This window comes from Skermanella sp. TT6 (assembly GCF_016653635.2).
In the GTDB taxonomy this organism is placed as follows: Bacteria; Pseudomonadota; Alphaproteobacteria; order Azospirillales; family Azospirillaceae; genus Skermanella; species Skermanella cutis.
Map to the genome: position 1 here is coordinate 447,742 of NZ_CP067420.1, position 21,149 is coordinate 468,890.

The following is a 21,149-nucleotide window of genomic DNA, read 5'->3' on the forward strand; positions in this document are numbered from 1 at the left end:
GGGCGGCGTCCCGCCGCCCAAGGTGCGCGGGACGCGCACCCTCCACGACGTGCCTTCACAGTTTCTCCGGCAGCTTGAACGCCTCCTTGCGCTCGCTGTAACGGTCGACCAGGTAGTCGGCCCGGTCGCGCAGCAGCCAGGTGAAGCGCACCAGCTCCTCCATGACGTCCACCACCCGGTCGTAGAGCGGTCCCGGAAGCATCCGGCCCGCCTCGTCGAACTGCTCGTAGGCCTTGGGCACGCTCGACTGGTTGGGGATGGTGACCATGCGCATCCAGCGGCCGAGCAGGCGCAGCGTGTTCACCGCGTTGAAGCTCTGCGACCCGCCCGAGACCTGCATCACCGCCAGGGTGCGGCCCTGGGTCGGCCGGACCGAGCCTTCCGACAGCGGCAGCCAGTCGATCTGGTTCTTGAACACGCCGGTCACCGCCCCGTGCATCTCCGGGCTGCACCAGACCTGGCCTTCGGACCAGATCGACAGGTCCCGCAGCTCCCGAACCTTGGGATGGTCCGGGCCGACGGCGTTGGCGGCCGGCAGCTCGCGCGGGTCGAAGATTCGCGTCTCGGCCCCCATCGCCCGCAGCAGCCGGGCCGCCTCCTCGACCAGGAGGCGGCTGTAGGAACGCTCCCGCAGGGACCCGTAGAGCAGCAGGATGCGCGGCGGATGGGTCATCCGGGCCGCCGGCTCCAGGCTCGCGGGGTCGGGCTGCCTCAGCAGCTCCGGCTTGAGCGCGGGGAGCGTGTCGGGGGCGGGGGCGCGGTCATCCATGTCCCGGTCCGATCGGGCGGCCCTGCTCGTCCACCACCCGTTCGCCGTCCTCCTTGGCGAAGGCGCCGCGCTGCGGCGAGGGCAGGATGTCCAGCACGGTTTCCGACGGGCGGCACAGCTTCACGCCCAGGGAAGTGACGACGATCGGGCGGTTGATCAGGATCGGATGCGCCGTCATGGCGTCGATCAGCCGGTCGTCGTCCAGGTCCGGATCGTCCAGGCCCAGCTCGTCATAGGGCGTGCCCTTCCGGCGCAGCACGTCGCGCACGGGCACGCCCATGCGCCGGATCAGGTCCTTCAGCTCGTCGCGCCCCGGCGGCGCCTTCAGGTACTCGACCACCACCGGCTCCTCGCCGCTGTTGCGGATCAGGGCCAGGGTATTGCGCGAGGTGCCGCATTCGGGGTTGTGGTAGATGGTGACGGTCACGGTTCCTGCTCCCGTTCGGCGTGTCCCCGGGCGGTCAGTTCTGCGCCGGCGGCGCGGCCGGTGCCGGCTGGCCGGCCGGCGGCTGCTCCGACCCGAGCTTGCGGACGACCTGGGTCAGCCCGTCGCGCGCCTTCTTGGCCAACTCCACGTCGGCGTCGGACGCCTCATGGAAGAACACGTTGAAGACGTTGTCCTGGCTCTTGAAGAACAGGATCGCGACGTTGATCTTGCCCTCCGGCGGGGTGCAGGCGACCATGGCGGTCCGCAGGGTCACGCGCGGCAGGGTTTCCACCGCGGCCGGATCGGCCTTGAATTCGCCGCCGCAGCGCTGCTTCAGGGCGTCCAGGTAGTTGGTCGTGAGCATCGCGAAATCCGCGTCCGGCGGAGCCCGATGCCCGCGCACGCCGCCGAACACCGGACCCAGCCGCCACGCGAAGTCGGCGGGGCGGCGGTCCTCCGGGACGTTCGCCAGCGACAGCGGCACCGCCTGGCGCAGGCCGGCGGCGTCGAGCAGCGCCCGCAGCCCTTCCGGCAGGATGACCGCGACCGGTTTGGCCCCGCCTGGGGCGCCCGGCTTGGGGCCGCCGCCCGAGACCGCCTGCTGGACGCAGCTGCGCAGATCGCCCAGCGCCTTGGAAGTCCCGCGGAGCTGGAAGATCGCCGTGTCGGTCGGCCCCTGCATGATCAGGCGGCTTCCCTTGCGCATGCCCTCGTAGAGCTCGTCGTCCTTGCCGGTGGGGACCACCAGCAGATCCGGCTCCATCGCGACGGCGGTGAAGTTCCGCCTGACCGTCTCGTCGACCCGGACGCTCATGGGGAACTTGGTCCCCTGGGTCATGCCGGCGCCGGGGATGCCGATCAGGATGTTGGTCTCCCCGTTGGGATTGCGGGCGAACACCAGGGCCAGCTTGTTGTCGAAGCGGTTCTCCGAGACGCAATAGACGAACTTGCCGTTCGGATCGGCCACGGGACCGCCGCGCCAGTCGCCGATCGGCGCCCCGGACAGCTGGGCGCCGGCCGGCGCCTGCTGGGCCAGTGCGGCGGTGGGAAGGCCGCTCGACAGGCCGATGGCGGCGCCGAGCGCGAGAGCGAGAAGATGAGACTGCACGTTCAATATCCGGCTGCGCTGGGAGTTGGCGGCAGGCTATAGGGCCGACCGGCCCGTCGCAAGGGGATTGCCCATAAAGTCCGGATCGGCCTCCAGCCGCCTGCGCAGGTCCGCGGCGCTCCCGGTCTCCGCCAGCCTGCCCAGCCGGAGCCAGGCGCCGAGATCGGCCGCCTCCAGCGCGCGGGCCGCCGCCTGCTCGGCCAGCAGGACCGCGGTGCCCCCTGCGGCGATCTCGCGCACCGTCTCCATGACCTGCGCCGTCAGCAGCGGCGACAGTCCGAGGGATGGCTCGTCCAGCAGGAGCAGGCGCGGCTCCCCCATCAGGGCGCGGCCGATCGCCAGCATCTGCTGCTGCCCGCCCGACAGCCGCCAGGCCCGCTCGCCCGACTTGGCCCGAAGCTGGGGAAACAGGGCGAAGACGCGGTCCAGCAGCAGCGTCCGCTCCGCGGCCGGCGCGAAGCTCGCCACCTCCAGGTTGTCGCGCACGCTCATGCCGGGGAAGACCCTGCGGCCTTCCGGCACGTAGCCGATGCCCAGGCGCGCCCGCCGCTCCGGCGCCAGGACGGTGATGTCCGACCCGTCCAGCAGCACCCGGCCCGCCGCCGGCAGCAGGCCGATCACGGCCTTCAGCAGGCTCGACTTGCCGGCGCCGTTGGCCCCCAGCAGGGCCAGCACCTCGCCGGGCCTCACCTCCAGCGATACCCGATCCACCACGGGAGCGCCGCCGTAGGAAACGGAAAGACCATGGAGGGCGAGCAGCGGCGGGGGACTCATGGCACCTCCGGCCCGGGCGATCCCAGGTAGGCCGCGCGCACCCGGCGGTCGCGCCGGATTGCGTCGGGCGTCCCCTCGGCGATGACGCGGCCCTCGTCCAGGCAGGTGATCCGGTCGGCCAGCGGCAGCAGGAACGGCATGTTGTGTTCCACGATCAGCACGGCGGCACCGGCGTCGGCCGCCGCGCGGAGAGTCCCGGCAAGCTCGGCCTGCTCGGCTTCGGTCAGGCCGGCGGCCGGCTCGTCCAGCAGCAGGACGGCGGGCTGCCGGGCCAGGGCGCGGGCGAGCTCGACCCGCCGCCGCAGCCCCGGCGGCAGGGTGGCGCAAGGCTCGCGGGCCAGGTCGGCGGCGCCGGCCCTTTCCAGGAAATGCATCGCGTGCGCCTCCGCCTCCCGTACGTCCCGGTCGAGGGTGATCCGCGCCGCCGCGACGGCGCCCAGCGCCTCCGTCCCGGGCGGCAGGCTGGCGGTCTGGAAGGTCCGCGCGACGCCGGCGCGGGCGATCGCGTGCGGCGTCCGCCCGGTCAGCTCCACGCCCCGCACGTACAGCCTGCCGGCGTCCGGCTTCTCCAGGCCGGTCACCAGGTTGATCAGCGTCGTCTTGCCCGATCCGTTGGGGCCGATCACCCCCAGGATCTCGCCGGGATCGACCGTCAGGCCGACGCCGTCGACCGCCCGGACGCCTCCGAAGGACTTGGAGAAACCTTCGACATACAGTGCCGGGCCGCGGAACGGGGCCGCCGGCCGGGGCTCCGGCGCCAGCGCGGACGGCAGCGGGCGGGGCGGCTCGGGAAGCCAGCGCGCGCGCAGCCGCTCCGCCAGGCTGACCAGCCCCCACGGCGCCGCCACCACCGTCGCCAGCAGGGCCACGCCGTACAGCAACAGGTAGCCGCCTTCCAGCCCGCGGAACCACTCGGGCAACTGGGTCAGCAGGACGGCGCCGGCCAGCGCCCCCGCGACGCTGCCCAGCCCGCCGATCACCGCCATGGTCAGGATCGTGACCATGACCGGGAACTCCAGCACCTCGGGCGACACCACCCGCTGGATATGGGCGGCGAGCGCGCCGGCGGCGCCGGCATAGGCGGCGCCCAGGGCGAAGCATTCCAGCCGCAGCCGGTCGATGTCGATGCCCAGCGTGCGGGCCGCCGCCGGCGTGTCGCGCATCAGGGGAAAGGCCAGCCCGCGCAGGCCCCGCCCGATCCGCCACGCCGCCAGGGCGCCCAGCGCCGCCAGGGTCCAGACGAACAGCGCCAGGCCCAGGCCCCGCCCGGGACGCCAGCCGAACAGCTCGATCCCCGGCACGCCGGCGATCCCGTTGGAGCCGCCGGTCAGGCCCTGCCACTCCACCGCGGCGAGCAGCACCACCTGCCCGATGCCGAGCGTCGCCAGGGCGAAATAATGGCTTTCCAGCCGGAGCACCGGTGCCGCCACGACCAGGGCCAGCAGGGTCGGCGCCAGGACCGAGAGCGGGAAGGTCACCTCGAAGCCGAGGCCCCACCGGCTGCCCAGGATGCCGGTGACATAGGCGCCGATGCCGTAGAAGGTGCCCTGCGCCAGCGACAGGGCGCCGGCATTGCCGAAGATCATCTGGTAGCCGGTCACGGCCAGCGCGTAGACCCCGGCCACGGTCAGCACCCGCAGCCCGTACGGATCGGCGAACAGCAGCGCGTAGGCCGCCAAGCCTGCGCCGGCCGCCGCCAGCAGGGGCGCGGCCCCGCGTCCGGGGATTCCTGGGAGGCGGGACTCAGGCACGGCTGCGGGCCGCCTCGCCGAACAGGCCCTGGGGGCGCACCGCCAGGATCGCCAGCAGCGCCAGGTAAAGCGCCGCCGTCGCGGCCGAATAGGACAGGGTGGCGGACACCAGCACCTCGAACGCGGCGATCAGCAGCGCGCCGGCGACGGCGCCCGCGACCGATCCCCAGCCGCCGATGGTCACGGCGATGTAGGCCTTCAGGATCAGCCCGCTGCCCGCCGTGGGCGTCACGAAGAACTGGTTGGAAAGCAGCAGCCCTGCGGCGCCCGCCAGCGCGGCGCCCAGCGCGAAGGTGAAGGCGACCATCGCCGTCACGGGGATGCCGCAGGCCCGCGCCATCTCCGGATCCTGGGCGGTCGCCCGCAGCCGCCGGCCCAGCTGGGTGCGGGCGAACAGCCAGTGCTGGCCCAGGATCAGCAGCCCGGCCACGGCCACGACCGCGAGCGACTGCTCGGGCACGAGCAGGCCGGCGATCTCCAGCGTTCCGCCTCCGAACAGCGCCGGCGCCGCCTTCGGTTCCGGCCCGAACAGCAGGGTGGCGCCGTTCTGCAGGATGATGCCGACCGCGATGGTGCTGATGAAGACGCTGACCGGGGGACGGCGCCGAAGCGGCAGGTAGGCCAGCAGCGACACCAGCAGCCCCAGCGCCGCCATCAGCGCCGCCACCAGCGGCAGCAGCAGGATGCCGGGCAGGGGAATCAGCCCCGCCAGGGCCACTGCCAGGAAGCCGCCGGCCATGACCAGGTCGCCCTGGGCGAAATTGACGGCCGAGGTCGCGTTCAGCACCAGCACGAAGCCCAGGGCGACCAGCGCATAGGCGGCGCCCAGCGCCACGCCGTTGACCAGCAGCTGCGCGACACCCGTCACGGCGCCACGTCGTAGCGCTTCGCCACCGCGGGAACGCGCGACGACCCGTCGTAGCAGACGATCACGGCGGAATGGGCCATATTGCCCCTGCCGTCGGAGCGGTAGGTCATGGCGAGCCCGCGGTACGTCCCCTTGGCCAGCGCGTCGCGCACGGCTTCAGGCGTCTCCGCCCCCTTGGCCGCCGCGTCCAGCACCATGCGGATGCCGTCGTACTGGCCGAGCGCGAAGGCGTCCGGCTCGGTGCCGAAGGCGGCGCGGTAGTCGGCGGTGAAGCGTTCCATCTCCGGCGAGCCGCCCGACACCGGCGAGGCCGAGGTCTCGGCGCAGACGCCCGTCAGCTCGGCCGGCTCCAGCAGCGCCGCGGTGGAGGGCTGGTGCATCGCCGAGCCGGCGACGATCGGCACGCCGGGATTCAGGGCGGCCGCCTGCCGCACGAACAGCGCCGTCGGGCCGGAGTGCAGGTGCAGGACCAGCACGTCGGGGTCGGCCGCCATGGCCTTGGTCAGCACCGGCAGCATGTCGCGGATGCCGGGATCCACGCCCTCCTCGAACACCGGCTCGACGCCCAGCTTGGCGAAGGCGTCGCGCAGGTGCGCCTGGCCGCTCTGGCCGTAGGCGGTGGTCTGGTAGATCACCGCCGGCCGGCGCTTGCCCAACTCCTCGACGACGTAGCGCGCATGGGCGGTCTTGGTGACCCCGTCGCCGGGGAAGAAGCGGAAGACCCAGGGATTGCCGCGCTCGGTGATCGACGCCGTGCCGGAGACGGTCACCAGGGGAATGCCGTACTCGTCGGCCAGCGGCAGCATGGCGAGCATCTGGGTGCCCAGCATGCTGGCGGCGATCGCCGTCGGGGCGCCGCGCCCGGACGCCCGCTCCAGCGCGGTCACGGCGCCTTCGGGGGAGGTCCCGGTATCGATCACCTCCGACCGCACCGCGAGTCCTTCGGGAGCCTCGCGGACCGCCAGGACGGCGCCGTTCCGCTGGCTGGTGCCCTCCAGCGCCAGGAAGCCGGTGACCGGCACCAGCACCGGGATGTCCAGGTCGGCCGCGGCGGCCGGGCCGGCGGCGGACGACAGGGCGGCGGCGAACGCGGCGGCGGACAACAGGGACTTCCGGGCGGGCATCTTCGGTTTCCTTCCTCCGTGCGAAACGGAAACCCGTGAGTGCCGCGATCTTCTCTTGGTCGGTCCCACCGGCTCCCTTCGCTGGCATGATCCAGATCAGGTTCTATGGGTATGTTCTCAGCACGGGCGGATCGGCCCGGCACCCCAGCCTTCGTGCCTCGACAGTGACAGTCCGGCACCGCCCCGTCAAGGCTCGGCCCCACCTATCCGAAGGAGAGTCCGTGACCGTCAGGCCTAATTCTTTTGACGTAGATCATTGCCGTTGCAACCCCGGCGCCCGATTGTCCGCGATTGCAACTGGGGGGATGACCGATGAATACTCGCGAGCTGTCCGACGCGCGGGCTCAGCCTGACGCGGCCCCGTCCCATGGCACGTCGGTCGAGCTGGCGCTCTGGCGGATCGACGGTGCCACGCAACGCTCGCTCCGGCAGCTCGGTCCCCACGTCAACGCCGACCTGGACGGCATCCTCACCGACTTCTACGGCTTCCTGAAGCGTTTTCCGGAAACGGCGGAGCTGATCGCGGCGGAGGGGATGGTCGCCCGGCTGATCTGCGCCCAGCAGGACCACTGGCACAAGCTGTTCGTCGACGGCATCGACGCCCGGTACGTGGAGCGGGTGCAGCGGATCGGGTCGGCCCACCACCGGGTCGGGCTGAAGCCGCGGTTCTACCTCTCGGCCTATTCCTTCATCCTGGAGCGGCTGGTCCGCTCGGTGATCGAGCGCAACCGCTGGAGCCGGCAGGCCGCGGCCGACCAGGCGGCGACGCTGATCCGCACCCTGCTGATGGAAGCGGAACTGGCGCTGTCGGTCTATACCCACACCACGACCGAGCAGCACGTCACGGACGAACTGCTCGACCTCGCCGACACCTTCGAACAGGAGCTGGACGACGCCGTCCAGCTGGTCCGCCGCAAGGCCGAGGCGATGGAGACGGCCTCGACCGAGGTGCTGGGCGCCGCCCGCATGGTCAGCGAGGACGGAAACCACGTCGCCGAGGCGTCCCACGAGGCCGACGTGAACGCCCAGACCATCGCCGCCGCCACCCAGGAGCTTTCGGCCTCCATCGCCGAGATCTCGCGCCAGGTGGACCGCTCGACCGGCGCGGCCCAGGACGCCACCCTGCGGTCCCAGGCGGCCCGCGACATCGCCAACAACCTGACCGACGTGTCCGACAGGATCGGCGCGATCGCCTCGCTGATCGAGAAGATCGCCAAGGAGACGCGGCTGCTGGCGCTCAACGCCAGCATCGAGGCGGCGCGCGCGGGCGAGGCCGGGCGCGGCTTTTCCGTCGTCGCCAACGAGGTCAAGCTGCTTGCCGACCAGACCAACGACGCGACCGGCAATATCCGGTCCGAGATCCAGTCCATGCAGAAGGCGATCGGCGACACGGTCACCGCGATCGCGGACGTGGCCGGCCGGGTCGAGCTGGTCAACGACACCATCACCGCCATCGCCTCCGCCGTGGTCGAGCAGGACGCGGTCACCCAGGACATCGCCCAGACCGTGACCCAGACGGCCGACAGCGTGCGCCGCGTCCACGAGCGGATCGGCAGCGTCGCGACCCAGGCGGGGCTGACCACCACGGTATCGACCCAGCTGCGCAACAACACGACGGAACTGGTCGAACAGGTCGTCAACATCGAGAAGCGGGTGATCTCCAGCCTGCGCAATTCCCGCTTCGCCGAGCGCCGGCGGGCGATGCGCGTCACGGTGGACCTGAAGACCGAATGCCGGATCGACGGGCGGACGGTGCCGGCCTGCGTCGAGAACATCTCCAGCGGCGGCGCCCAGGTCCGGCTGGCGGCCGGGACCGCCGCGCCGGGCGCCCTGGTCTCCTTCGACCTGCCGGGCATCGGCGAGGTCGCGGCCCGGGCGGCGACCGTCGAGGGGGAGGTTCTCCACGTCCATTTCGAGGATCTGGCGCCCGGCGTCCGGTCGGCTCTGGCCGAGTCGCTGGACCGCTGGCACCGCGGCGACGAGGCGCTGATCGAGACCGTGCAGGCGGCGGCGCGCCAGATCTCCGGCCTGTTCGACGACACCATCGACGAGGGCGGCATCGGCGCCGCGGCGATGTTCTCGACCGCCTACCAGCCGATCCCCGGGACCGATCCCCAGCAGTACCTGACCGCCTATACGGAGCTGTGCGACCGCCTGCTGCCGCCGATCCAGGAGGCGGTGCTCCGGAAGGAGGCGCGGATCGATTTCTGCGTCGCGGTGGACCGCAACGGCTACCTGCCGACCCACAACCTCAAATATTCGCAGCCCCAACGGCCGGGCGAGCCGGCCTGGAACGCCGCCAACTGCCGCAACCGCCGCCTGTTCGACGATTTCACCGGCGTCGCCGCCGCCCGCAGCCGGGCGCCGGCCCTGGTCCAGACCTATCGCCGCGACATGGGCGGCGGCAAGTTCCTGCTGCTGAAGGACGTCAGTGCCCCGATCCTGGTCCATGGCCGCCATTGGGGCGCCCTGCGGCTGGGCTGCCGGCCGACGTGACCCGACGCAGGCGAGCGCGCGTTTCGTCGTCCAGGAAACCCGCTTCCAGCGCCGTCACCGTAGCATTGCGCAGGTCGTCCTCACCCCAGCCGAACGCTTCCGCCGCGATCCCGTATTCGCCGCCCAGGGTGGTCGCGAAATAGGGCGGGTCGTCGCTGTTCAGCGTGACGGCGCAGCCGGCCTCGCGCAGCCGATTGAGCGGATGGTCGGCGTAGGAGCCGTACACCGCGGTGCGGATGTTGCTGGTCGGGCAGACCTCCAGCACGATGCCTTCCCCGGCGATCCGGCGGACCAGGTCGGCGTCCTCGATCGCGCGGACGCCGTGGCCGATCCGGCCGACCGGCAGGTGGTCCAGGGCGTCGCGCACGCTCTCCGGCCCTGCTGACTCGCCGGCATGGACGGTGCAGCCCAGGCCGGCGTCGTGCCGGGCGATGGCGAAGACCGGCGCGAAGTCTGCGGCGGACAGGTGGTTCTCGTCGCCGCCCATGCCGAACCCGGTCAGCAGCGGGTGCCGGTGCCGGGTGCAGGCCCGGGCGACCTCCAGCCCGCGCTCGACTCCGAAATGGCGCACGCAGGTGACGATCAGCCGGGCCTCGATGCCGAACTCGGCGCGGGCATCCTCGAACCCCTGGACGATGCCGTCCAGATGGTCCTGGAACGACAGTCCGGCCATCCTCGCGTGGTCGGGCGACGACATGACCTCCACATAGACGGCGCCCTCGGCGGCGCAGCGGCGCAGGTAATCGTATGTCACGTCGCGGTAGTCCCGCGCGGTCCGGATCGCGGACGCGGCGTCGTCGTAGACCTTCAGGAAGTGCAGGAAGTCGGTCCAGGCGAAGTGGCCCGCCTCCGTGAAGAGCCCGGGCGGCAGCGCCATCCCGTTGCGCTCCGCCAGCGCCCGGACCAGCTCCGGCGTGGCGGTCCCTTCCAGGTGGACGTGAAGCTCGGCCTTCGGAATATCCGGCATTGTCATGGTGCCACGGCCTCCCCGGTCGTTTCGGTGACCGGCCGGGGCGGCCGGCGTGTCTCCCGGTGAAGGATATAGAGCCCGCTGGCCGAGACGATCAGGGCGCCGACGATCACCGCCGAGGTCGGCACGTCGGCGAACACCAGGTAGCCGAACAGGACCGCCCAGATCATCGCCGAGTATTCGAACGGCGCCAGCACGGCGGCCGGGGCCGAGCGGAAGGCCTGGGTCATCATGATCTGCGCGATGCCGCCCAGGATGCCGACGGCGGCCAGCAGGCCGAACCCGGCCAGGTCGGGCGTCCGCCAGTCCGCGATCATGCCGATCGCGCCGACCGCGACGCCGGTCAGGGTGAAGTAGCAGACGATCGCCGCGTTGGTCTCGGTCCGGCTCAACTTCCGCACGAAGATCATGGCGAAGGCGTAGAACACGGCCCCCAGCAGCGGCACCAGCGCCACCGGGGTGAACATGCCGCTGCCGGGCCGAAGCATCACGACGACGCCGATGAAGCCCACCCCGACGGCGCTCCAGCGGCGCCAGCCGACATGTTCGCCCAGCATCGGGCCGGACAGCGCCGTCAGGAACAGCGGCCCCGCGAAATGGATCGCGTAGACGTCGGCCAGCGGCATGTGCTTGAAGGCGAAGAAGAAGCAGACCAGCGCGCTGGCCCCGACCAGCGACCGCAGCACGTGCCCGCCCGGCCGGGACGTCCGCAGCAGCCCGATGCCGCCCGAGCTTGCCACAAGCACGCTCAGCGGCACCAGGCCGAAGACCGAGCGGAAGAACACGATCTGGAAGGTGCCGTAGCTGGCAGACAGCCACTTGATCAGCACGTCCATCACGGCGAAGGCCACCAGCGCCAGGGTCAGCAGGCCGATGCCGCGGAGGGTCTCGGCCCGGGAACTTCCGGTTTCCTGTCGCACTTGCTACCGCGCCAGCCGCCGGGCGATCGGCGGGGTCGGCGCCGGCGCCGAGTGTCCCACGGCGAAGGCGGCGCGGACCGCCTCGGCGGCGGCTTCGGCGGCCTCCTCGGTCCGGGCATGGATGATCGCCAGCGGGGCGGCGTGCGGGCCGGTCCGGTCACCCGGGCCGGCGACGTCGGACAGCCCGACCGCCGGGTCGATCGGGTCCTGGACGCGGGTCCGGCCGCCGCCCAGGGCGACCACGGCGATGCCCAGCGCCCGCGTGTCCACGGCGGTGACGAAGCCCTCGTCGCGGATCCGGACCTCCCGCAGGAACGGCGCTTCCGCCAGGTGGGTGTCGGGATTCTCCAGCAGGTCGGCCGGGCCGCCCAGCGCCGCGACCATGGCGGCGAACCGCTCGGCGGCCCGTCCGGTGGAGATCGCCTCGTCCACCATCACGCGGCCGGCCTCCGCGTCGCGCGCCAGGCCGCCCAGCACCAGCAGTTCGGCGGACAGCGCGGCGGTCACCTCGTACAGGCGCCTGTCATGGCCGGCCCCCGTCAGCAGGTCGATCGACTCGCGCACTTCCAGGGCGTTGCCGGCGGTGCGGCCCAGCACCTGGTTCATGTCGGTCAGCAGCGCCACCGTCGGCATGCCGGCGCCGGTCGCGACCGTGGCGATGCTGTCGGCCAGGGCCAGCGCATCGTCGAACTGCGCCATGAAGGCGCCGGAGCCGAACTTCACGTCCATGACCAGCGCGTCCAGCCCGGCGGCCAGCTTCTTCGACAGGATCGAGGCGGTGATCAGGTCCAGCGACTCGACCGTCGCGGTGATGTCGCGCACGGCGTAGACGCGCTTATCCGCCGGCGCGAAGGCGTCGGTCGCCCCGATGATGGCGCAGCCCGCATCGCGGACCACCCGTTCCAGCGTCGGCCGGTCGGGCAGGGAGACGTAGCCGGGGATGCTGTCCAGCTTGTCCAGGGTGCCCCCGGTATGGCCGAGCCCGCGGCCGGAGATCATCGGCACGAACCCGCCGCAGGCGGCGACCACGGGGGCCAGGATCAGGCTGACCTTGTCGCCGACCCCGCCGGTCGAGTGCTTGTCCAGGACCGGGCCGGGCAGGCCCAGCGGCTTCCAATCCAGTACGGTGCCGGAACGGGTCATGGCGCGGGTCAGGGCGACCCGCTCCTCCAGGCCCATCTTGCGGAAGAACACGGCCATGCAGAAGGCCGCGATCTGCCCCTCGGTCACCGACCCGGCGGTGACGCCCTCGATGAAGCCCTTGATCTCGGCATCGGAAAGGGTGCCGCCGTCCCGCTTCTTGCGGATGATTTCCTGAGGAAGCATGGATCGTTCCGTATCCTTAATAACCGCTGGAAGGCTTCTGCCCGGTCGCGCCGTGGCCCAGGTCGGCCAGCAGCGCGTCCAGCAGCCCGCTGGCGCCGAAGCGGAAAGTGGCCGGCGTGGCCCAGCCCGGCCCCATGACGGTGTCCGCCAGATGCAGGTATGCGGCGGCCCCGGCGGTGTCGCGGATGCCGCCCGCCGCCTTGAAGCCTACCGGCCGCCCGCAGTCGCGGATGACATCCAGCAGGATCGCCGCCGCTTCCAAGGTCGCCGCCGGCTGGAGCTTTCCGGTGGAGGTCTTGAGGAAATCCGCCCCGGCGGCCACCGCGTCGCGCCCGGCCTGCTCGATCAGGCCGGCGTCGGCCAAGCCGCCGGTCTCCAGGATCACCTTCATGAGGATCCCGTCGCCGCAGGCGTCCCGGCAGGCGCGCAGCACGTCGCGGGGAACCGTCCGCTCCCCCGCCATGAAGTCGCGCCAGGGCAGCACCACGTCGATCTCGTCCGCGCCCGCCGCGACGGCGGCCCGGGTTTCCCCGGCGACCTCGGCCGCCGAAGCGCCACCACCGGGGAAATTGACCACCGTGGCGATGGCGACGCCCTTGTTTTCCAGAAGCTGTTTCGCGACCGGAATGAACCGCGGATAGATGCAGACGGCGGCGACGCTGCCGGCCGGGGTCACCGCCCGCGCGCAGAGCGCCGCGATCCGCTCCTCGGTGTCGTCGTCGTTCAGGCTGGTCAGGTCCAGCAGGGGCAGCGCCCGTGCCGCCGCATCCAATGTCGTCACCGGTCCAATCCTTCCAGGAACCCAACCACCAGCCGCTCCAGGTCCGCCGCCGCCGATGCCGCCGAGCGCAGGGTCTGGTCGTGGCTGACCTCCCCGTCGCCCAGGCCGACGCCCAGGTTGGTGATGACCGCGCACCCCACGACCGTCAACCCGCAGTGGCGGGCGACGATGCAGTCCGGCACGGTGGACATGCCGACCGCGTCGGCGCCCAGCGCCTTCAGCATCCGCACCTCCGCCGGCGTCTCGAAGCAGGGGCCGAGCCAAGCCGCGTAGACCCCCTGGGCAAGGTCGATCCCCAGTCCCTCCGCCGTCGCGGCCAGATGCCCGGTCAGCGCGGGGTCCCAGGCGTCCTTCAGGCCGGGGAACCGGGGACCGAATTCGTCGTCGTTGGGGCCGACCAGCGGGTTGGTGCCCTGCATGTTGATATGGTCGGTGATCGCCATCAGCCGGCCGGGGCCGACCTCCGTCCGGAGCGACCCGGCGGCGCAGGTCAGGAAAAGCGTCTCGCAGCCGGCCAGCTTCAGCGCCCGGATCGGCAGCCGGATCGCCGCGGGCCCCGCGCCCTCGTACAGGTGGACGCGCCCCTGCATGCAGGCGACATTCTGCCCGCCCAGGGTGCCCAGCACCAGCCGCCCGGCATGGCCATGCACGCCGGGGCGCGGGAAGCCGGGCAGATCGGCGTAGGAGATCGCGACCGCATCCCCGATCCGGTCCGCCAGCCCGCCCAGGCCGGAGCCGAGCACGATGCCGACCCGGGGCGTGAACCCCGGCGCCCGCTCCGCGATGACGGCAGCGGCATCGTGGGGAGTGGCTGCCCATTCCATGTCTATCTCCCTATCCATCAGAAGCTCAGGTTCTTGGGGCCGAAGGAGAGCGGCAGAAGCTCCTCCAGCGTCACCGTCCGGCGCAGCCCCTCCGGCCCGCAGACATGGATCTGCACGTCCGGCGCGCAGAACTCCCGCAGCCGCTGGCGGCAGCCGCCGCAGGGGGTGCAGAGCATGCCGTCGCCGGGCGTGCCGCCCATCACCACCACCTCGACGATCCGCCGGTCGCCGCCCGCGACCATCATGCCGATCGCGCTGGCCTCGGCGCACTGGCCCTGGGGATAGGCCGCGTTCTCCACGTTGGCGGCGGCGTAGAACCGGCCGCCGTCGGTGCGCAGGCAGGCGCCGACCGGGAATTTGGAATAGGGCGCATAGGCCCGCCGCATCGCCTCGCGCGCCAGCGGGATCATGGTGTCGAGACTGCTCATCGTTCCTTCACATAAGGTATGCCGCTGGCCTTCGGCGCCACGGCCTTGCCGACGAATCCCGCCAGCAGCAGCACGGTCAGCACATAGGGCAGCATCTGGATGAACTGCACCGGGATGATCCCGATCCCGGGGATGGCGACGCCCTGGAGCCGGATCTGAACCGCGTCGGCCAGCGCGAACAGCAGGCAGGCGAACAGCGTCGGCGCCGGCCGCCACTTGCCGAAGATCAGCGCCGCCAGCGCCAGATAGCCCATCCCCGCGGTCATGTCGCGCACGAAACCGGCCCCCTGCGCGGTCGAGAGATAGGCACCCGCCGCCCCGGTCAGCGCGCCGCAGATCACCAGCGCCTGATAGCGCAGCTTCGCCACCGAGATCCCGGCGGTGTCCACCGCGCTGGGATTCTCGCCGACCGCCCTCAGCCGCAGCCCGAAGCGGGAGCGGTAGACCACCCAGGCCGCGGCCGGCACCGCCAGCACGGCCGCATACACCAATACGTTATGCCCGCTGATCACCTCGCGGTAGAGCGGACCCAGCACCGGGACGGCGCCGCCCAGCGTGTCGGCCAAGGGCAGTGTGAGGGACTCGAACCGTTCCCCCGCCTGGAGGATCGGCGTCTGGCCGCCCTGCTGGAACCAGGCGAAGGCGAGGGTGGGGGTCAGCCCGGCGACCAGGATATTGATCGCCATGCCGCTGACCACCTGGTTGCCGTGGTGGGTGACCGTGGCATAGGCGTGGACCATGGACAGCAGGATGCCGGCGCCGACCGCGGCCAGCAGCCCCAGCCACGGGCTCCCGGTGACGGAGGCCGCGGCCGCCGCCGCGAAGGCCCCGGCCAGCATCTTGCCTTCCAGGCCGATATCGACCACGCCGGACCGTTCGGCGAACAACCCCGCCAGGGCGGCCAGCACCAGCGGCGCCGCGGTCCGCACCGTGCCGTCCAGGACCGAGAGGAGGGTGAGGTAATCCATCGCTTGGCCTTGCCTCCCTCTCCCTCAGCCCGCCGCCGCCGGCCGGCGGACGGTGCGCCGGAACAGCGCCTCGATCCGGGCCTTGAACAGGTTCTCCAGCGCGCCGGCGAACAGGATCACCAGCCCCTGGATCACCACCACCATCTCCCGGTTGATGGTGGGGAACTCGAACGCCAGCTCCGACCCGCCCTGGTACAGCGCGCCGAACAGCAGCGCCGCCAGCACGATCCCGACGGGGTGGTTGCGCCCCATCAGCGCCACCGCGATGCCGACGAACCCGACCCCGCCGGTGAAGCCCAGGATCAGCCGGTGATGGACGCCCAGCACCTCGTTCAGCCCGACGAATCCGGCCAGCGCGCCGGAGATCGCCATGGCCAGGATGATGTTGCGCGACGGCGAGATGCCGGCATAGACCGCCGCCCGCTCGTTCTGGCCGACGGTGCGGATCTCGTAGCCCCAGCGGGTGTGCCAGACGAAGACCCAGACCAGCGCGCAGCAGGCCAGCGCCCAGACGAAGGACAGGTTCAGCGGCGAGTTGGGGATGTCGATGCCGATCCGGCCCAGCGCTTCGTGCATGAAGGGCAGCCAGGTGGACTGGTCGAACTGCCGGCTTTCCGGCGACTGCTGGCCGGGGGCGATCAGCACGTCCACCAGCAGGTAGGTCATGATAGACGCGGCGATGAAGTTGAACATGATCGTCGTGATGACGATGTGGCTGCCGCGCTTCGCCTGGAGATAGGCCGGGATATAGGCCCAGGCGGCGCCGCCGAGGGCGCCCGCCACGATCGCCACCGCCGCCACCACCGGCCACGGCACCCCGCCGAACGCCAGCCCGACCAGCCCGATCGCGAGCCCGCCGATATAGGCCTGCCCCTCGCCGCCGATGTTGAACAGCCCGCAATGGAAGGCGACCGACACCGCCAGCCCGGTGAAGATGAAGTTGGTGGCGTAGTACAGCGTGAAGCCGATCGCCTCCGGATAGCCGAACGAGCCGTAGAGCAGCACTTCCATCGCGGCCAGCGGGTTCTCGCCGATCGCCAGGATCACGAGGCTGGAGACCACCAGCGCCGCGGCGAGGTTGAGCACCGGCAGCAGGGCGTAGTTGACCCATCCCGGCACCTCCCCCGGTTGCCCGAACCCCTTGCCGCTGCCCGTCGCCGTCGTTCCGGATGCCATGCCGAGCGCCTGCCCCGATCGTTCCCGTTGACCTGGAACTTGCCCGGTTAGACCAGGCGAGGCAAGCGGGATGGGCCGGCGGAAAGGGGACGGTCCCGAAACGGTCATGCCCTGAATAGGTAATCCCTCTGTATGATTGGACCCTGCGGCCATCATGGGAAAGGGAAAGGCATGCCAGTCGACACGCAGGATGTTCCGGAAGGGCTGGTCCGTCCGGGCGGTGCGCCGCTCTACGCCCCGGACCTGTTCCGCCCGGCCTATCGCCCCGCCCGGGGCGAGCGCTGGCGCCTCGACGTGGCGCCGTTCAGCCTGTGCCCCGGCTACTGGAGCGGCGTGCAGGTCGTGACCGACATGGCGGTGCTGACCCGCACCGAGGGCACCGGGGAGACCGCGGGCCTGCGCACCTGGATGTCGATGACCCCCATGGAGATCGAGAGCCAGGAGTTGGGTTGCCGCGCCGCCTTCGGCCACACGGTGGTGATGGGCCTCGGCATGGGCTGGGCCGCCGCCAACGCGGCGCTTCGCCCGGAGGTCGCGGCGGTGACCGTGGTCGAGTTCGACCCGGAGGTCATCGCCATGATCGAGGCGGTCGGCGTCTTCGCCCAGCTCCCGCCCGATGCCACCGCCAAGGTCGCCGTCGTCAACGCCGACGCCCTGTCCTGGACGCCCGAAGCGCGGGCAGACACCCTGCTGGCCGACATCTGGCTGCCGCTCAACGGCGACGACCGGGTGGAGCAGGTCCGCCGCATGCGCGCCAACACCGGCGCCACGAAGGTCTATTTCTGGGGCCAGGAAATGGTCATCGCCCGCCGCGCCCGCACCGCCGGCCTGCCCCTCGACACCGCCACGGTCGCCCGCATCGTCGCCGACCTGGACCTCCCCCTGATCGGCCCCGACCTCCCCGACTACCCCGACCGCATCGCCCGCGCGGCGGAGCGGTGGCTGAGCGAGGGGTAGGGGGCGCGCGAAGGAAACCGGGGTCAGACCACCATTTCCCAAAGGAGTTCCATCCCAACGACCTTCCGGGGAAATGGTGGTCTGACCCCGGTTTCCCGCAGAAAGCGCCGGCTGACGGTGGCGATGATGCTGGAGCGGACGAGCCTGTCCAAGCAGACCTATCAACGCATCGAGAAGGGCGACCCTGCCGCATCCATCGGCGCCTATGCGATGTGCCTGTTCGCGCTGTGTTTCAACGATCCCTTCGGCGACATCGCCGACATGCGGGACGATGACACCGGACTGCTGCTCGACAAGGAGCGCTTGCCGAAGCGCGTCCGCGTGCCGAAGGGGGATGGAGCGCTGTGAGGCGCGAAGTGTCCGGGTCCCGGATTCAGACAGATTCCCGCGCGTGGGAGACACCAGGGCGCTCACCCTGGGAGAGGTGCTTGCCCTGAAGCTGGCGAAGCCGGCCGGGATAGCGGGAGGGGCGCAAACATAATCCAAGTTCTTGCCACAGATTACGGCGATGGACAAAGATACGAACCGGATCATCTGTCGGCTGTCCGGCGCGGTTATTGCTTTGACAACCGAAGGAGGCCTTTCCGGCGGAGCGACCTTCTTCTGATCGTCATGACCGGGCTTGACCCGGTCATCGCTTGCAGACTCCGAAAGCGCTGCAATGCAGGGAGATAGCCGGATCAAGTCCGGCTATGACGAAAAGGGGGCGCCGATGCCCTTAGCTGCGCCTTTTGAGTGGTAGGCAATGACCGTGCCGGACAGCCCTGGGTCATCTGAGTACATCGCCGTTATCTTTGGACGATTTTTGTTGTTTCGCTCCAACGCCGTCCAAGGCAGGCCCGAAGCGGCACCCAGGCGCCACGACCTCAAGGGTTCCGCCGACCCGACGCGCCGGCCCCTGGCCGCCCGAACGCGTCCCCCTCACTCCTCCGCACTCCCGACCAGCCGCCATACCGGCACCGCGCCGATGCCCTTCAGCTCCGCCGTGCCCAGCGGCTCCAGCCGGAAGCGCTCGCCCAGCGCGTCGCGCGTGCTGGCCGAGACCGCGATGGTGCCGGGGGAGGCCCGCGACTCCAGGCGGCTCGCCAGGTTGACCGTGTCGCCCCAGACGTCGTAGGCGAACTTGTGCGTGCCGATCACGCCGGCGACCACCGGGCCGGTGTTCAGGCCGACGCGCAGCCCCAGGCCGGGATGGTCGCGCAGGGTCTCGGCCATGGCCTCCATCATGCCCAGCGCCACCCGGGCCGCGGCGCCGGCATGGTCGGGCAGGCCGGCGGGGGCGCCGGCGACCGCCATGTAGCCGTCGCCGATGGTCTTCAGCTTTTCCACCCCATGCGCCGCGCACAGCGCGTCGAAGCGGGAGAACAGGCCGCCCAGCACCTCCACCACCTCGGCCGCGTTGCGGTCGGCGGCGAAGGCGGTGAAGCCCGCGATGTCGGCGAACAGCACCGTCACGGCGTCCAGCCGGTCGGCGATCCGTTGCTCCCCGGCCTTCAGGCGGTCTGCGACGCTGGCCGGCAGCACGTTCAGCAGCAGCGCGTCGGACCGGGCCGCCTCCCGCGCCGCGGCACCCCGGGCGATCTCCGCCGACCAGTAGAGATAGACCACCAGCACGCCGACGCAGGCGGCGACGATCACCACGCCGGTCCGGACCTCCGCCAGGTTGGCCGCCGTCGCCGGGGCATAGGGCGCGTAGCCCAGGCGGATCCAGACCTGCATGAAGGCGATGACGGCGACGCACAGCGCGCACCCCACGGCCAGCGCGAGGCGCTCCGTCCGGGCGAACAGCAGCGCCGGCCCGGCGAACAGGCAGGTGGCGGCCAGCACGTCGATCCCCGTCCCGGGACCCAGGATCACGGTCATGGCGCCGACCACGCCGCAGCCGTAGAGCACGATGCCCATGCGCCCGGCCAGCATGCGTCCCGTCAGCACGCAGGCCAGCGAGCCGGCGGCCAGCACCAGCAGCCCGCCCGTGACCCAGGCCGCCAGCCGGTTGAAGGCCGCGTATTCCTCCCCCGGCCAGGGAAAACCGATGCTCTCCACGGCCATGAAGGCGGCCAGGACGGTCACCAGCCAGCCGAAGGTATGGGCGTTCCGCAGCGGTCCCGGAGGTGCGGGCAGCCAGCGGCGCCGGGCCGGAGCCGTTGCCGCCGGCGCCGCCGGGGCGGCGGGGAGGTCCTGGGTCTGATGCGCGGTCACGGGCGGATCCCTCTCCCGGTAGGTCGGAGTTGCGCGCCTTTGGCGACATTCGTCGCGATCATACGGCTTTCCGCCGCGCAGGGCAGGGGCGGCGGAGAGGACCGACTGGTTTGTTTCATCCAAAACGAATCCAGGATTTCCGCCCTTTCCGATACAGCGTATTCCAGTAATCACGACGATGTGAACAACATCACGCTTTGGTGAGCGGATGTGATTTAGAACGTGCGCGGATCCGGGACATTGTGGTGCCGATACGGACGCGGTCCGCGTCTCCCTATCACTTGGCAGGGTTTCACGATGTCTCGAAGCGCAGTACGCCCGCTGATCGTCGCCTTGGCCGCCCTGGCGGCGGCCGGTTCGTTCGCACCGCCCGCCCTGGCGAAGGAGCCCGCGATCCATACCGGCTTCTTCAGCAGCCTCGCGGTCGGCGGTTACGACCCCGTGGCCTATTTCACCCAGGGGAAGCCGGTCGAGGGCAGCAAGGAATTCTCGACCCGGTGGATGGACGCGGACTGGCGCTTCGCCTCCGCGGAGAACCGCGACCTGTTCCTCGCGGCGCCGGAGAAATACGCGCCGCAGTACGGTGGGTACTGCGCCTGGGCGATCGCCCAGGGAAAGACCGCGTCGGGCGACCCGAAATTCTGGAAGGTGGTCGACGACAGGCTGTACCTGAACTACGACCAGGACGTCCAGCAGCGGTGGGAGAAGGATATCCCCGGCTTCATCGCCAGCGCCGACCGCAACTGGCCCGCCGTCCTGGGAAAGTGAGGGGGAGCGTTCCATGACCGATCGACGGCGCCGGTTCCTGGTCGGAGCCCTGTCCCTCTACATCGCCTTCGTCTTCGTGCAGTCGCTGTTCTTCAAGTTCACCGACAGCCCCGAGACGCGGCACATCTTCGGCACGTTGGACGCCTGGGCGGCGGGATTCGGCTTCGCCGGGCTGTTCGCCCCGACCGGGCCGTTCAGCCAGTACGTGGTCGGAACGGCCGAGCTGGTCGCCTCGGCGCTCCTGCTGGCCGGGCTGGCCACCGGCCGGGTGCTGTTCCAGGGGGCGGGAGCCCTGCTGGCCCTCGGCGTCATCAGCGGCGCCGTCTTCTTCCACCTGTTCACGCCCTTGGGCATCCAGGTGGTGAACACCGACGGCAGCCTGGACGGCGGGGAACTGTTCGCCCTGGCCTGCGGCGTCTGGATCGCGTCCGCCGCCATCCTGGCGCTTCGGCGGGCCGACCTGGCGGCGCTGCTGCCGTTCGGGCGGTCCCGCGCCCGCCTGGGAAGGAGCTGAC

Annotated in this window: 21 protein-coding genes and 1 riboswitch; of the genes, 5 read left to right on the top strand and 16 right to left on the bottom strand. The window is 71.2% G+C overall.

Annotated elements, in window-relative coordinates:
• Positions 1-55: 55 nt before the first annotated feature.
• Genes arsH through IGS68_RS02120 form a run of 7 tightly spaced genes read right to left on the bottom strand, consistent with a single transcriptional unit; the run spans position 56 to position 6,821 of the window.
• The gene (arsH, locus tag IGS68_RS02090) at positions 56-769 is read right to left on the bottom strand and encodes an arsenical resistance protein ArsH (RefSeq protein ID WP_201076961.1); all 714 of its coding nucleotides are present in this window, start codon (positions 767-769) and stop codon (positions 56-58) included.
• The gene (gene arsC / locus IGS68_RS02095) at positions 762-1,196 is read right to left on the bottom strand and encodes an arsenate reductase (glutaredoxin) (protein WP_201076963.1); all 435 of its coding nucleotides are present in this window, start codon (positions 1,194-1,196) and stop codon (positions 762-764) included. The genes arsH and arsC overlap by 8 nt, the downstream gene beginning before the upstream one ends.
• A gap of 34 nt (positions 1,197-1,230) precedes the next feature.
• On the bottom strand, positions 1,231-2,304 hold the full coding sequence (locus IGS68_RS02100) for a hypothetical protein (protein WP_201076966.1): 1,074 nt from the start codon (positions 2,302-2,304) through the stop codon (positions 1,231-1,233).
• Between the two features lie 36 nt (positions 2,305-2,340).
• The gene (locus IGS68_RS02105) at positions 2,341-3,078 is read right to left on the bottom strand and encodes an ABC transporter ATP-binding protein (protein ID WP_201076968.1); all 738 of its coding nucleotides are present in this window, start codon (positions 3,076-3,078) and stop codon (positions 2,341-2,343) included.
• Positions 3,075-4,829, bottom strand: coding sequence for a branched-chain amino acid ABC transporter ATP-binding protein/permease (locus tag IGS68_RS02110; RefSeq protein ID WP_247881131.1), 1,755 nt, complete (start codon positions 4,827-4,829; stop codon positions 3,075-3,077). The genes IGS68_RS02105 and IGS68_RS02110 overlap by 4 nt, the downstream gene beginning before the upstream one ends.
• The gene (locus IGS68_RS02115) at positions 4,822-5,697 is read right to left on the bottom strand and encodes a branched-chain amino acid ABC transporter permease (protein WP_201076970.1); all 876 of its coding nucleotides are present in this window, start codon (positions 5,695-5,697) and stop codon (positions 4,822-4,824) included. Before IGS68_RS02115 ends, IGS68_RS02110 begins: the two co-directional genes overlap by 8 nt.
• On the bottom strand, positions 5,694-6,821 hold the full coding sequence (locus IGS68_RS02120; RefSeq protein WP_201076972.1) for an ABC transporter substrate-binding protein: 1,128 nt from the start codon (positions 6,819-6,821) through the stop codon (positions 5,694-5,696). The genes IGS68_RS02115 and IGS68_RS02120 overlap by 4 nt, the downstream gene beginning before the upstream one ends.
• Positions 6,822-6,877: 56 nt before the next feature.
• Positions 6,878-6,978: riboswitch (TPP riboswitch) on the bottom strand.
• A 155-nt stretch (positions 6,979-7,133) separates the two neighbouring features.
• Here IGS68_RS02120 and IGS68_RS02125 point away from each other — a divergent pair.
• Positions 7,134-9,317, top strand: coding sequence for a methyl-accepting chemotaxis protein (locus IGS68_RS02125; RefSeq protein ID WP_201076974.1), 2,184 nt, complete (start codon positions 7,134-7,136; stop codon positions 9,315-9,317).
• On the opposite strand, the gene IGS68_RS02130 is transcribed toward IGS68_RS02125, so the two are convergent.
• From IGS68_RS02130 to IGS68_RS02165, 8 genes are read right to left on the bottom strand one after another with little or no spacing between them, the layout of a single operon-like run.
• Complete coding sequence (locus IGS68_RS02130; protein WP_201076976.1) at positions 9,250-10,290, bottom strand: adenosine deaminase; 1,041 nt, start codon at positions 10,288-10,290, stop codon at positions 9,250-9,252. The genes IGS68_RS02125 and IGS68_RS02130 overlap by 68 nt on opposite strands.
• The gene (locus IGS68_RS02135; protein ID WP_247881132.1) at positions 10,287-11,207 is read right to left on the bottom strand and encodes a DMT family transporter; all 921 of its coding nucleotides are present in this window, start codon (positions 11,205-11,207) and stop codon (positions 10,287-10,289) included. Before IGS68_RS02135 ends, IGS68_RS02130 begins: the two co-directional genes overlap by 4 nt.
• Positions 11,208-11,210: 3 nt before the next feature.
• Positions 11,211-12,533 carry a thymidine phosphorylase gene (gene deoA / locus IGS68_RS02140; protein WP_201076977.1) on the bottom strand — a complete coding sequence of 441 codons (1,323 nt, stop codon included), beginning with the start codon at positions 12,531-12,533 and terminating at the stop codon, positions 11,211-11,213.
• 16 nt (positions 12,534-12,549) lie between these two features.
• On the bottom strand, positions 12,550-13,314 hold the full coding sequence (gene deoC, locus IGS68_RS02145; protein ID WP_247881133.1) for a deoxyribose-phosphate aldolase: 765 nt from the start codon (positions 13,312-13,314) through the stop codon (positions 12,550-12,552).
• Positions 13,311-14,138, bottom strand: coding sequence for a purine-nucleoside phosphorylase (locus IGS68_RS02150; protein ID WP_201076979.1), 828 nt, complete (start codon positions 14,136-14,138; stop codon positions 13,311-13,313). Before IGS68_RS02150 ends, deoC begins: the two co-directional genes overlap by 4 nt.
• 17 nt (positions 14,139-14,155) lie before the next feature.
• Complete coding sequence (gene cdd / locus IGS68_RS02155) at positions 14,156-14,566, bottom strand: cytidine deaminase (RefSeq protein WP_201076981.1); 411 nt, start codon at positions 14,564-14,566, stop codon at positions 14,156-14,158.
• A complete protein-coding gene (locus IGS68_RS02160) occupies positions 14,563-15,534 on the bottom strand; it encodes an ABC transporter permease (protein WP_201076983.1) in 972 nt (323 codons plus the stop codon). Before IGS68_RS02160 ends, cdd begins: the two co-directional genes overlap by 4 nt.
• A 24-nt stretch (positions 15,535-15,558) precedes the next feature.
• Positions 15,559-16,710 (bottom strand): ABC transporter permease, encoded by a 1,152-nt coding sequence (locus IGS68_RS02165; protein WP_201076984.1) that lies wholly within the window; start codon positions 16,708-16,710, stop codon positions 15,559-15,561.
• 171 nt (positions 16,711-16,881) lie between these two features.
• On the opposite strand from IGS68_RS02165, the gene IGS68_RS02170 reads away from it, so the two are divergent.
• Both IGS68_RS02170 and IGS68_RS02175 read left to right on the top strand, forming a co-directional pair.
• Positions 16,882-17,667 carry a hypothetical protein gene (locus IGS68_RS02170; protein ID WP_201076986.1) on the top strand — a complete coding sequence of 262 codons (786 nt, stop codon included), beginning with the start codon at positions 16,882-16,884 and terminating at the stop codon, positions 17,665-17,667.
• Between the two features lie 117 nt (positions 17,668-17,784).
• Positions 17,785-18,015, top strand: a complete 231-nt coding sequence (locus IGS68_RS02175) for a hypothetical protein (RefSeq protein ID WP_201076988.1) — start codon at positions 17,785-17,787, stop codon at positions 18,013-18,015.
• 573 nt (positions 18,016-18,588) lie between these two features.
• On the opposite strand, the gene IGS68_RS02180 is transcribed toward IGS68_RS02175, so the two are convergent.
• Entirely contained in the window at positions 18,589-19,866 is a 1,278-nt protein-coding gene (locus IGS68_RS02180) for an adenylate/guanylate cyclase domain-containing protein (protein WP_201076990.1), read from the bottom strand.
• A 297-nt stretch (positions 19,867-20,163) separates the two neighbouring features.
• Here IGS68_RS02180 and IGS68_RS02185 point away from each other — a divergent pair, with 297 nt between their 5' ends.
• Together IGS68_RS02185 and IGS68_RS02190 are read left to right on the top strand one after the other, a co-directional pair.
• Positions 20,164-20,634, top strand: coding sequence for a YHS domain-containing (seleno)protein (locus IGS68_RS02185; RefSeq protein ID WP_201076992.1), 471 nt, complete (start codon positions 20,164-20,166; stop codon positions 20,632-20,634).
• A gap of 13 nt (positions 20,635-20,647) precedes the next feature.
• Entirely contained in the window at positions 20,648-21,148 is a 501-nt protein-coding gene (locus tag IGS68_RS02190) for a hypothetical protein (protein WP_201076994.1), read from the top strand.
• The last annotated feature ends 1 nt before the right edge of the window (position 21,149 follow it).

What these genes read in the sequence shown, in the direction of transcription:
- arsH (WP_201076961.1), bottom strand. Translation starts at nt 769, where the DNA reads ATGGATGACCGCGCCCCCGCCCCCGACACGCTCCCCGCGCTCAAGCCG.
- IGS68_RS02105 (WP_201076968.1), bottom strand. Translation starts at nt 3,078, where the DNA reads ATGAGTCCCCCGCCGCTGCTCGCCCTCCATGGTCTTTCCGTTTCCTAC.
- IGS68_RS02120 (WP_201076972.1), bottom strand. Translation starts at nt 6,821, where the DNA reads ATGCCCGCCCGGAAGTCCCTGTTGTCCGCCGCCGCGTTCGCCGCCGCC.
- IGS68_RS02125 (WP_201076974.1), top strand. Translation starts at nt 7,134, where the DNA reads ATGAATACTCGCGAGCTGTCCGACGCGCGGGCTCAGCCTGACGCGGCC.
- IGS68_RS02130 (WP_201076976.1), bottom strand. Translation starts at nt 10,290, where the DNA reads ATGACAATGCCGGATATTCCGAAGGCCGAGCTTCACGTCCACCTGGAA.
- deoA (WP_201076977.1), bottom strand. Translation starts at nt 12,533, where the DNA reads ATGCTTCCTCAGGAAATCATCCGCAAGAAGCGGGACGGCGGCACCCTT.
- IGS68_RS02150 (WP_201076979.1), bottom strand. Translation starts at nt 14,138, where the DNA reads ATGGAATGGGCAGCCACTCCCCACGATGCCGCTGCCGTCATCGCGGAG.
- cdd (WP_201076981.1), bottom strand. Translation starts at nt 14,566, where the DNA reads ATGAGCAGTCTCGACACCATGATCCCGCTGGCGCGCGAGGCGATGCGG.
- IGS68_RS02160 (WP_201076983.1), bottom strand. Translation starts at nt 15,534, where the DNA reads ATGGATTACCTCACCCTCCTCTCGGTCCTGGACGGCACGGTGCGGACC.
- IGS68_RS02165 (WP_201076984.1), bottom strand. Translation starts at nt 16,710, where the DNA reads ATGGCATCCGGAACGACGGCGACGGGCAGCGGCAAGGGGTTCGGGCAA.
- IGS68_RS02170 (WP_201076986.1), top strand. Translation starts at nt 16,882, where the DNA reads ATGCCAGTCGACACGCAGGATGTTCCGGAAGGGCTGGTCCGTCCGGGC.
- IGS68_RS02185 (WP_201076992.1), top strand. Translation starts at nt 20,164, where the DNA reads ATGTCTCGAAGCGCAGTACGCCCGCTGATCGTCGCCTTGGCCGCCCTG.
- IGS68_RS02190 (WP_201076994.1), top strand. Translation starts at nt 20,648, where the DNA reads ATGACCGATCGACGGCGCCGGTTCCTGGTCGGAGCCCTGTCCCTCTAC.